Origin of the sequence: Pigmentiphaga sp., assembly GCF_019689535.1 — a bacterium.
Lineage (GTDB): Bacteria > Pseudomonadota > Gammaproteobacteria > Burkholderiales > Burkholderiaceae_B > Pigmentiphaga.
This window is the reverse complement of sequence record NZ_JADGHH010000140.1, coordinates 1-9,273: the sequence shown is the minus strand read 5'-3', so window position 1 is coordinate 9,273 and position 9,273 is coordinate 1. Positions and strand designations below refer to the sequence as shown.

Annotated in this window: 12 protein-coding genes; 8 read left to right on the top strand and 4 right to left on the bottom strand. The window is 66.0% G+C overall.

Annotated elements, in window-relative coordinates:
• The coding region (locus IRZ12_RS12460; RefSeq protein ID WP_296468880.1) for a transposase at positions 1–111 on the top strand (111 nt) is incomplete at its 5' end.
• 158 nt (positions 112–269) lie between these two features.
• Here the strand turns inward: IRZ12_RS12460 and IRZ12_RS12455 are convergent.
• The gene (locus tag IRZ12_RS12455; RefSeq protein ID WP_296468877.1) at positions 270–1,196 is read right to left on the bottom strand and encodes a LysR substrate-binding domain-containing protein; all 927 of its coding nucleotides are present in this window, start codon (positions 1,194–1,196) and stop codon (positions 270–272) included.
• Positions 1,197–1,341: 145 nt separating this feature from the next.
• Between IRZ12_RS12455 and IRZ12_RS12450 the strand changes: the two genes are divergently transcribed.
• The 3 genes from IRZ12_RS12450 to IRZ12_RS12440 all read left to right on the top strand — a co-directional run bounded on the left by IRZ12_RS12450 (position 1,342) and on the right by IRZ12_RS12440 (position 3,810).
• Entirely contained in the window at positions 1,342–2,304 is a 963-nt protein-coding gene (locus IRZ12_RS12450) for a tripartite tricarboxylate transporter substrate binding protein (protein ID WP_296468875.1), read from the top strand.
• A gap of 157 nt (positions 2,305–2,461) precedes the next feature.
• Entirely contained in the window at positions 2,462–3,412 is a 951-nt protein-coding gene (locus tag IRZ12_RS12445; RefSeq protein WP_296468873.1) for a VTT domain-containing protein, read from the top strand.
• A complete protein-coding gene (locus tag IRZ12_RS12440; protein ID WP_296468871.1) occupies positions 3,409–3,810 on the top strand; it encodes an OsmC family protein in 402 nt (133 codons plus the stop codon). The genes IRZ12_RS12445 and IRZ12_RS12440 overlap by 4 nt, the downstream gene beginning before the upstream one ends.
• A gap of 12 nt (positions 3,811–3,822) precedes the next feature.
• On the opposite strand, the gene IRZ12_RS12435 is transcribed toward IRZ12_RS12440, so the two are convergent.
• A complete protein-coding gene (locus tag IRZ12_RS12435) occupies positions 3,823–4,719 on the bottom strand; it encodes a LysR substrate-binding domain-containing protein (protein WP_296468869.1) in 897 nt (298 codons plus the stop codon).
• A gap of 75 nt (positions 4,720–4,794) precedes the next feature.
• Between IRZ12_RS12435 and IRZ12_RS12430 the strand changes: the two genes are divergently transcribed.
• The 3 genes from IRZ12_RS12430 (at position 4,795) to IRZ12_RS12420 (ending at position 6,774) form a co-directional block, all read left to right on the top strand.
• On the top strand, positions 4,795–5,922 hold the full coding sequence (locus IRZ12_RS12430; protein WP_296468867.1) for an MFS transporter: 1,128 nt from the start codon (positions 4,795–4,797) through the stop codon (positions 5,920–5,922).
• A gap of 129 nt (positions 5,923–6,051) precedes the next feature.
• On the top strand, positions 6,052–6,483 hold the full coding sequence (locus IRZ12_RS12425) for a thioesterase family protein (protein WP_296468864.1): 432 nt from the start codon (positions 6,052–6,054) through the stop codon (positions 6,481–6,483).
• A gap of 96 nt (positions 6,484–6,579) precedes the next feature.
• Positions 6,580–6,774 (top strand): hypothetical protein, encoded by a 195-nt coding sequence (locus IRZ12_RS12420; protein WP_296468862.1) that lies wholly within the window; start codon positions 6,580–6,582, stop codon positions 6,772–6,774.
• A 7-nt stretch (positions 6,775–6,781) separates the two neighbouring features.
• On the opposite strand, the gene IRZ12_RS12415 is transcribed toward IRZ12_RS12420, so the two are convergent.
• Positions 6,782–7,597 (bottom strand): methyltransferase, encoded by an 816-nt coding sequence (locus IRZ12_RS12415; protein WP_296468860.1) that lies wholly within the window; start codon positions 7,595–7,597, stop codon positions 6,782–6,784.
• Positions 7,598–7,751: 154 nt separating this feature from the next.
• Here IRZ12_RS12415 and IRZ12_RS12410 point away from each other — a divergent pair, with 154 nt between their 5' ends.
• On the top strand, positions 7,752–9,008 hold the full coding sequence (locus tag IRZ12_RS12410) for an Hsp70 family protein (RefSeq protein WP_296468858.1): 1,257 nt from the start codon (positions 7,752–7,754) through the stop codon (positions 9,006–9,008).
• 49 nt (positions 9,009–9,057) lie between these two features.
• Here the strand turns inward: IRZ12_RS12410 and IRZ12_RS12405 are convergent.
• Positions 9,058–9,273, bottom strand: a 216-nt coding sequence (locus IRZ12_RS12405) for a DUF3309 family protein (protein WP_367181589.1), incomplete at its 5' end; no start/stop codon positions are given.

Sequence of the window (9,273 nt, the reverse complement as noted above, 5' to 3'; positions counted from 1 at the left end):
CGCTACTGGAAAGGCGTGCTGTGGTCGCCGTCCTATTTCGCTTCAAGCTGCGGCGGCGCGCCGATTTCCATCGTGCGCCAGTACATCGAGCAGCAGCAACCCCCACACTGAAACCCAAAGACAAGGACGGCTGCGCCGTCCGCGCTATCCTTCCCCGCCCTGAACGGCGGGGCTTGTCGCGCACCGGGTCAGAACGGCGCCTTCACGGCGCCGTTCTTGCATCCAGGCCTCGCGCGGCCGGCCCACGCGCCCTAGCCGCCGGCCGCATGTCACCGATCGCCGGCCTGTTCCCTGACCACGTCCCGCAGGCACTGCAGCGCCAGCCCCACGGCAGCCGGCTGCAGCGCGTCGTTGCGCCAATACATGGCCACCGAACCGAACGCCGACAGGCGCAGCGGCACGATGCGCACGGCATTCATGTGCACCAGCCTGAGGGCGGCACGATGCGAGGCGACGCTCACCATGTCGCTATGGGCCAGCAGCGTCACGTTCACGGTCGCCGAGTTCGACTCCACATAGTCCGCAGGAAGGTCGCGGCCGACCGACGCCAGGGCGGCATCCAGCGCCGTCCGTATCGGCGTGCCCTTGGGCCAGAGTATCCAGCGATACTCCAGCACGTCGTCCCAGGTGACCTCCTTTCGCTCGAATAGCGGATGCTGCGGCCGCGCGACGAAGTGCATGGGCTCCAAGTACAAAACCTCGGAACGGATGGCCGGATCATGCAGTTCGGGCGCCGAGCGCCCCACCACGATGTCCAGCTCGCCCCGGGCCAACTGCTCGATGAGGAGGTCCATGGTGCTTTCCACCATCTTGATGCGGGCGTCCGGCATGCGCCGGAGCAAAGACAGCATGGCGAGCGGCACGGTGTCTGGGGCCGACGCGCCGGAGGTGCCGACCAACACCTGCCCGCTGCCTCCCTGCCGCATGGCCTCCATGTCGCTTTGCGCACGGTTCAGCTGGCTTTCGATGCGGCGGGCATGGGCGATCAGGGCTTCGCCGTACGGCGTTGGCCGAAGCCCGCGCGCATGCCGTTCGAACAGCGGCAGGCCGATGTCTTCTTCCAGTTCACGCAGCCATTTGGACAGGGCCGGCTGGGTGGTGTTGAGCGCGACCGCCGAATGGCTGATGTTGCGAGTTTGCGCAAGGCTGAGCAGCATCTGGAGATTGCGCAGCCTCAGTCGATGCGTCCAATCCATGGCGTGCGCTGAGGGCTATCCATATCCGCGATGATATGGTTCATAACGAGAATTCATTTTCTTTATCCATATATCGTTGAGCATACTTCAAGAAACAAGCACATCCTTACATCCCATAACCGGCCCTGCCGGCCCCGGAGACGTCATGCTGAAACACTCCCTGCGTATCGCAGGCGCGCTCGTGCTCGCCTGCTCGTGCGCCAGCGCCTACGCCTGGCCCGAACGACCCATCACCTTCATCGTCCCCTACACGCCCGGTACCGGCATAGACCTCGTCGCGCGCCATCTTTCCAGCCAGCTTCCCAAGACGCTCGGCCAGGCCGTGGTCGTCGAAAACCAGGCCGGGGCCAGCGGTAACATCGGTAGCGAGCGCGCGGCGCGTGCGGCGCCTGACGGCTATACCTTCATGGTCCAGGTCAACACGCTGGTCATGAATCGCAGCCTATACAAGTCGCTGCCCTACGACCCGGTGAATGATTTCGACCCGGTGGCACTAACCTCCTGGGGCTCGCTGCTGCTGGTGTCGCCTGCCTCGCGCAAGCCCAACACCGTGCGCGAACTGGTGGCCGCGGCCAAGGCCGAGCCGGGCAAGCTCACGTATGCCACGCCGGGCGTCGGCACGCCCCACCACCTGTCCATGGCCTTGTTCCTGCAACAAACGGGCTCGGAAATGATGCACGTGCCCTACAAAGGCACGGCGGGCGCCGTCACCGATATCCTCGCGGGCCGCATCGACGCCATGTTCCTGCCGGTCCACGTCGCGCTGCCGCAGATCAAGGCAGGCAAGCTCAAGGCCATCGCCACCGGCAGCGCCAAACGCCTGGAGCAATTGCCCGACGTGCCGACGCTGGAGGAAGCCGGCATCCAAGGCGGCAACGTCGACATGTGGTACGGCGTTTTCGCGCCCAAAGGCACGCCGCGCGACATCATCGACCGGATGAACCGCGAAATCACCCGTATCTTGAAATCCCCTGCCACCGCCGGGGCTTTCGAGGCGCAAGGCATGGTGCCCGCCACCTCGAGTCCGGCAGAGTTCGGGGAATTGGTGGCCAAGGATGCTGCCCGCTGGGCGCAAGTCGTGCGGGCCGCCAACATCACGGCTGACTAAACGCCAGCCTGTACGGGGCGCGGCGCCTGCCGCGCCCCCGAGTCCGTGTGGTAACGTGGCGCGGACCGCCGGAAAAAAACCCTACGTTCCATGGGCTTGTTTCGGCCGAAATCGCCCCAATTCCCAGCGTAGGGGAATTTTCCGCGGGGACGCTGCCATGTCCGACCTACACACACTGCTCGCACTTCACGGCGCATTGCTGATTTTCGCCAACGTGTTGTTGGAGCAGGGTGGCCTCCCCATTCCGGCCTATCCGCTGCTGGTCGTGGCCGGCGCCCTGGCTGCCCAGGGGCAGCTGTCGTGGCCATTGGTCCTGGCCGCCGCGGTGGCCGCCAGCCTGATCGCAGACACCGCCTGGTACTTCGCGGGCCGGCGCTACGGTGCAAGGCTCCTGCGCACCGTATGCCGGGTCTCGCTCTCCCAGGACTCCTGCATACGACAAACCCAAAGCCTCTACCTGACCGCCGGGCCGCGGCTGCTCCTGGTCGCGAAATTCCTTCCGGGAGCCGGGGCACTGTCCACGGTCATGGCGGGGCTGACGCGGGCGCCTTATCGCGTTTTCGCCGGCTACGACGTGACTGGCGCCTTGATTTGGGCCGGTTCGGCCGTATTGCTGGGCGTGCTGTTCCACCCGCTGGTGGCAGACATCCTTGAGGCCCTGACGCAGTACGGCCGCATGAGCGTCTTGTTCCTCGCCACGCTGCTTGCGGCCTATGTCGCCTACCGCGTATTCCTGCGCTGGCGCGTCGTACGCGACTTGCAGGCCATCCCGCGGCTGACGCTGGACGAACTCTTGTCCTGGCAGCGCGCAGGCCGCAAGATCGTCCTGCTCGACGTTCGGCCCCAACCCGAAGACCCGCTGCCGGGCGCCATTCCGATCGACGCTAACGCAGCGATCGATAAGCTCGACCTCGGTCCGCGCGATGCGGACATCGTCGTCTACTGCGCCTGTCCCAACGAGATTTCCGCTGCCCTGGTCGCCAGCCGCCTGCGGGCGGCGGGATACGCGAACACCTGGGCCCTGCTTGGCGGCCACGATGCATGGCAAGCCTACCGGGAAGCACCGCAGTCGCCCCTCTCGTCCCCTCCTGCAACGGAGCAATCATGAGCGTACACGTCCAACCCGAAGCGCCGGGCAGCCAGCGCCATCTCATCACCGTCGCCGGCCGCGAGCTGCCGCTGGACCTGCCTCCCCCCAAGGGCGAAGGCCCCACGCCCCACGATTATTTCGACGCGGCACTGGCGGGTTGCAAGGCATTGACCCTGATGATCTACGCCAAAGGCAAGAACATTCCGCTAGAAGGCGTCGAGGTCGACATCGAGCGCGACGACAAAGACGAGCGGCGCGGACAGTACCGGCTCGCCGTACGCCTGCAGTTGCGCGGCGACCTAAGCGACGAACAGGTGGCTGAACTGCATGCCGTCGCCGACCGCTGTCCGGTGCACAAGCTCATGACGTCCACGACCGTCGACATCGATACCCAGGTCGAACGCGCGGCCACCTGAAGCTGGGGGCTCTCAGCCCGGGGGTAGCCGCATCTCGGCCCGGGCCGTGGATGAGAGCCAGTCAATGAAAGCCCGGCTCTCCGGAGCCGCGCCCGGCGAAACCCCGTAGTAGTAGCGGCTCAAGGGCAGGCGCCACTGTGGCAGCGGGGCCGCCAGGCGCCCGTCGTCCAGGTCGTGCCCCAGCAGGGAAACCGGCGCCAACGCAACGCCCAGCCCGTCTATGGCGGCCTGCATCACGAAATGCAGGTGGTCGAATTGCAGCATCTGCTGGTGCGGAACACGTGCCTTGCCAGCGAGCCGGGACCACGCATCCCAGTCGTCGCGGCGCGTCCTGGAATAGAGCAGTACGTGCCCGGCCAGGCTGCCGGGATCGCTTATCGGCCGGCTTCGCAGCAGGTCGGGCGATGCCACCGGCAAACCTTCGTCTTCGAGAAAGGCGTCGGTCTCCATGGAGGACGGCCAACCAATGCTGCCGCGCCGGATCGCCACGTCGAAGCTCTCCATCACGTCCTCGGGCGCCGCCGTGCTCGTCACGACCTCGGGCCGGATCTCCGGGTGCCGGGACACGAAATCGGGAAGACGCGGGATCAGCCATCGCACCGCGAAACTCGGCCGCACGTTGATGCGCACCACGCGGGCCGAGCGACCGGTGATCGCCTGGGCGGCAGCCGCGATATGGGCCAGGGCAGGCGCCGTCCCCGCAAAGAAGCGCGCACCGGCCGCCGTGAGCACAATCTGCCGCGTCTTGCGTTCGAATAGCGCTGCCCCAAGGAACTCCTCCAGCTGGCGCACCTGGCGGCTGACCGCACCGTGGGTGACGCCGAGCTCCTCGCCCGCGCGCGTGAAACTCAGGTGACGGGCGGCCGCCTCGAAAGCGCGCACCGCATTCAAAGGGGGCAGACGGCGCATACGTGCAATTTCCTCACATATGGCCGGAGTTTAAATCGTTTGTCGGGAACACGGTGCCGCATCACCATAGCGGCCATGAAACATCCGACACCCACTGCCACCGATCGTCACTCACGCGACGCCTCGACGGCGCTTTCCCTTTCATTGCCCGCCGATACCGTGCTGTACCTGCTCCTGCCTGCCCACGCAGGCCAGTTCGACGTGAGCCTCGCACAGGCAGGCATCCTTCTCGCGGCCAACCGCCTGGTGCGCATCGCCGGCTACAGCTGGGTGGCGCGCCTCTATGCCTCGCGCGGCGACCGCTTCATATGCACGCTCGCCGTGCTAGCCTCGTCTTGCTGCGCCCTCGGTTATGCAACGCTTTCCGGCTTCTGGGCGCTCCTGGCCATGCGGCTGCTGTGGGGGCTCTCGTATGCGGCGCTGAACCTGTCCACCCAGACCCTGGCGACCTCCAACCTGGCCGGCGCCGCGCATCGCACCGGTCGCTCCCGTGCCATCATCGCATCCGGCCCCATGCTCGCCCTGCCCGCAGGTGCTTGGCTGGCGGAGCTTTCCGGCCCCCGGACGATCTTTTTCATCCTGGCCGCCCTGGCGCTATGCGCCCTGCCTTCGGCGCGCCGGCTGCCGCCGCAGGAACACACGGAAGTCGCGCCGGCTCCCGTCCGCCGCCTGCAACGACCGGGCAGCCTGGACGCCTGGTCCTTTATGGAAGGGCTGACGCTGGACGGATTGTTCGTCATCGGTTTGTCGCTGGTCGCCCAGGACGCATTGCCCGCGTGGGCGCTGCTCGGCGCAGGGGTGGTGCTTGCGCTGCGCTATTTGTCCGAAATCCTGCTCAGCCCGCTGGGCGGACGCATCGCCGACCGGCTCGGAGCCGAGCGCATGCTGGTCGTGCTGTCGCTGGTCACGGCCACCGCCCTCGTGGGCTTTGGCGCAGGCTGGCTATGGAGCTGCGCCCTGGCCATCGTCATCTTGCGCGCCCTGCAGCTTCCGCTGCTGGCGCCCATCGTGGCACGCCGCCATCCCGGCCCGGAGCGCATCCGGGCGCTGGCCGCGCGTTCGGTATGGCGCGACATCGGCGCGGGAGTGGGACCGCTGATCGCCGGCCTGGTGCTGCCCGGAACACCTGCCCTGCTGGTGTACGGCGTGGCAGCGCTGCTGCTTTCGCTGGCTGCCCTGGCGTGCCTGCGCAGCGGTCGCTGAGGCCGATGGGCGGCGCCGTCGAGTGGAAAAACGCCGCGTGCGAGCGCGCCGCGGCCGCGAAGCCCCCTCACATGCGGTTTAATCGAGCCATGCGGCCTATGCCGCAACTATTTTTTCGAGGACGACTGCATGCTCGCCACCCACGTCATGCCGATCGAGATCGGATTCAGGCACTGCGATCCGGCCGGCATCGTTTTCTATCCGCGCTATGCGGAAATGCTGAACGACACCGTCGAACACTGGTTCAAACACGGCCTGGGCGCAGGCTTCGCCTTCCTGCACGACGAACGGGGCATCGGCCTTCCCACCGTGAACCTGCAGATGGATTTCCTCGCGCCCTCCCGGCTTGGCGACGAATTGGCGGCCGTGCTGCGGCTGGAAGGCATAGGCCGTACCTCGTTGAAAGTCGCCATCGAGTTGCGCGGGCGCGACCCAGAAGGCCCGGTGCGCGTGCGCGCGCGGCTGGTGCTCGTGTTCATCGACATGCGGACCATGCGCCCCATCGCCATCCCGGCCGAGGTGCGCGCCGCCATGGTCGCGGGCAAATACTGGGTCGACTGACCCTCGGGCGGACGAATACGTGCGGCGGAAACATCTTGAAAGGTTTGCATCACATTTCGCACCTATACTCAATCTCGCCAACAGAGCGGGAAAAGCATGGCTGTTCTCATCGCACTCGTGGTCGTCGCATGCGGCGCCGCCATATTCTTCAAGATTCGCCAGCGCGCGAAAGCGCGCGCGGCCGCCCGCGAAAAATACGGCAAGCCGTGCCCCAGCTGCGGCAAGTACGTCCATCCTGCCGCCGCCATCTGCAAGCACTGCTACGCGCGCCTGCCCACGCCCAAGGCCTGAGCCCGGCTCAGGGTTTGCGGAATTTCAACAGGAAACCGTCGGCCTCCCCGATGGCCGCATAGCGTTCCCGGTCCTTGTCACCCAGGCGGAAGGTCGGCGGAAGCGTCCAGACGCCCGCGGGGTGATCCTTGGTATCACGCGGATTCGCTAGGATCTCCGAACTACCGAGGAACACGAAACCCGCGCGTTCAGCCAGCTGGATCGCATAGTCCTGCCGCACGTACCCGTCGGCCGCGCGCGGGTCCTGCGGCTTGTCGTTGCGACCGCGATGCGCCTCCATGCCCAGGATGCCGCCCGGCTTGAGCGCGCGATAAAACGCGGCGAGTGCCTCTTCGGCATAGCCGTCGTTCATCCAGTTATGCAGATTGCGGAAGGTCAGCACGAAATCCGCAGACCCGGGGGGCGCGATGTCGTAGAACCCCTTGGAGAAAGCCGTCACCCGGACCTTGCCGTAGGTGGCGGGATCGGCGTCCAGCTTGGCCCGGAACCGGTCGTAGTACTCGCGGTGATAAGGCCGGGTGCTCCCCTCCCGGGGATACTGGGCAGCGTAATAAACGCCACGTTCACGCAGGTAAGGAGCGAGGATTTCCGTCCAGTAGCCCCCGCCGGGAGAAATCTCGACCACCGTGGCATCGGGCCGGATGTCAAAAAAGCGCAGCACCTCGTACGGCTTGCGCGCCGCATCGCGCGCGACGAAGGCCGGCGTACGCGCGGGATTGCCGACCGCCTGGCGCAGCGCTTCATCTTCCCCGCGGGGCGGCGCCGCGCATCCTGCGAGGAAAAACGAGGCGGCAGCGGCCATCACGAACAATCTCGAAACCATGCAATGACTCCTGTCTTGGGACGGAACGCGGCACACGCCAGTGCGCCGGGCGCGCTTGCGCATACAATGGCGCCTCGCATGTTTTAACATCCCCGCCCCGGGAGCGCGCTCCCCTCCACGCCGTGCGCCGGCTGCCCATTTTTCCCCTTCCACCATGATCGCAAACGCATGCGGCGTCGATTTCGGGACGTCCAACTCCACCGTCGGCTGGCGCCGTCCTGGCGCCGCCTCGCCATTGCTCCTGCTCGAGGAAGGCAAACCCACGATGCCATCGGCGGTGTTCTTCCATGCCGAAGACGAAGAGGTCAGTTTTGGACGCGCAGCAATCCAGGACTATCTCGAGGGCTACGACGGACGCTTGATGCGCGCGCTCAAGAGCCTGCTCGGCACGCCCCTCATGGAAGGCCATACGGAAGTGCAAGGTCGCGCACTTCCCTTCCGGCTCCTGCTCACGCGCTTTATCGCGGAAATCAAGCATCGCGCGGAGCGCGCCGCGGGCCAGCCCTTCGACCGCGCGATTTTCGGGCGCCCGGTGTTTTTCGTCGACGACGACGCGGCGGCCGATGCAAAGGCACAGGCCACGCTGGCCGAGATCGCACGCGCGGTGGGATTCCGCCACGTGGAGTTCCAATATGAACCGATGGCGGCAGCGTTTGACTACGAATCGCAGATTCGGGGCGAAGAGCTGGTGCTCGTCGTGGACATCGGCGGGGGAACCTCCGACTTCACGCTCATCCGGCTCGCCCCCGATCGCAGCGAACGGGAAGACCGGCGCGACGACATTCTGGCCAACGGCGGCGTACACATCGGCGGCACCGATTTCGACAAGTACCTGAACCTGCGCACCGCCATGCCGCTGCTCGGCTTGGGCAGCCGCCTGGTGACCGGCAAGGACATGCCCTCGACGCCCTACTTCAACCTGGCTTCGTGGCATACCATCAACCAGGTCTATGCCCGCAAATCCGTGGCGATGCTGAAAGACTTGTATTACGAGTCAGCAGAAAAGCAAAAAATCGCGCGGCTGCTCCGGCTCGTCGAACAGCGGGCCGGGCATGGCTTGGCCTTCCGCATCGAAGAAGCCAAGATCGCCCTGGCAGAAAACCGCCTTGTCTCGCTGGACCTCGCCAACCTCGAACCTGGGCTGGCATGCGAAGTCTCACAAGCCGACCTCGACGCGGCCATCGATCACCTCGTGGCGCGCATCGAGCGAACCGTCAGCGACTTGCTGCGCGATGCGTGCCTCGGCCCCGAAGCCGTCGACACGATTTTCTTCACCGGCGGATCGAGCAGCGTACCCCTCCTGCGACAGCGGATTGTCGCCTTGTTGCCGGCCGCGCGTCACGTCCAGGGCGATGCATTCGGCAGCATCGGGACCGGTCTCGCCCTCGATGCGGCCCGGCGACTGGGCTAGGCCGCCAAGCCTTCCCGGCCCACGCTCGCCGACTGCAGTCATGCAGTTCCTATATTCGCCCCATTAGGAGCAGGACGACCAATACCACCAGGATGACGCCGATGATGCCCGAAGGGCCATAGCCCCAATTGGCCGCATGGGGCCAGGCGGGGAAAGCGCCGATGAGGGCCAAGAGGAGGATGATGAGGATTATTGTGGTGAGCATGAAGCTCTCCCGTAGCAAGGACACGCCCCTGTGCGAGGTCCGCCAGCTCATCAGCAATAT

Bases quoted from the DNA above. Each gene is read 5' to 3' on its own strand.
- IRZ12_RS12455 (WP_296468877.1), bottom strand. From the start codon at position 1,196: ATGGATTGGACGCATCGACTGAGGCTGCGCAATCTCCAGATGCTGCTC.
- IRZ12_RS12450 (WP_296468875.1), top strand. From the start codon at position 1,342: ATGCTGAAACACTCCCTGCGTATCGCAGGCGCGCTCGTGCTCGCCTGC.
- IRZ12_RS12445 (WP_296468873.1), top strand. From the start codon at position 2,462: ATGTCCGACCTACACACACTGCTCGCACTTCACGGCGCATTGCTGATT.
- IRZ12_RS12440 (WP_296468871.1), top strand. From the start codon at position 3,409: ATGAGCGTACACGTCCAACCCGAAGCGCCGGGCAGCCAGCGCCATCTC.
- IRZ12_RS12435 (WP_296468869.1), bottom strand. From the start codon at position 4,719: ATGCGCCGTCTGCCCCCTTTGAATGCGGTGCGCGCTTTCGAGGCGGCC.
- IRZ12_RS12430 (WP_296468867.1), top strand. From the start codon at position 4,795: ATGAAACATCCGACACCCACTGCCACCGATCGTCACTCACGCGACGCC.
- IRZ12_RS12425 (WP_296468864.1), top strand. From the start codon at position 6,052: ATGCTCGCCACCCACGTCATGCCGATCGAGATCGGATTCAGGCACTGC.
- IRZ12_RS12420 (WP_296468862.1), top strand. From the start codon at position 6,580: ATGGCTGTTCTCATCGCACTCGTGGTCGTCGCATGCGGCGCCGCCATA.
- IRZ12_RS12415 (WP_296468860.1), bottom strand. From the start codon at position 7,597: ATGGTTTCGAGATTGTTCGTGATGGCCGCTGCCGCCTCGTTTTTCCTC.
- IRZ12_RS12410 (WP_296468858.1), top strand. From the start codon at position 7,752: ATGATCGCAAACGCATGCGGCGTCGATTTCGGGACGTCCAACTCCACC.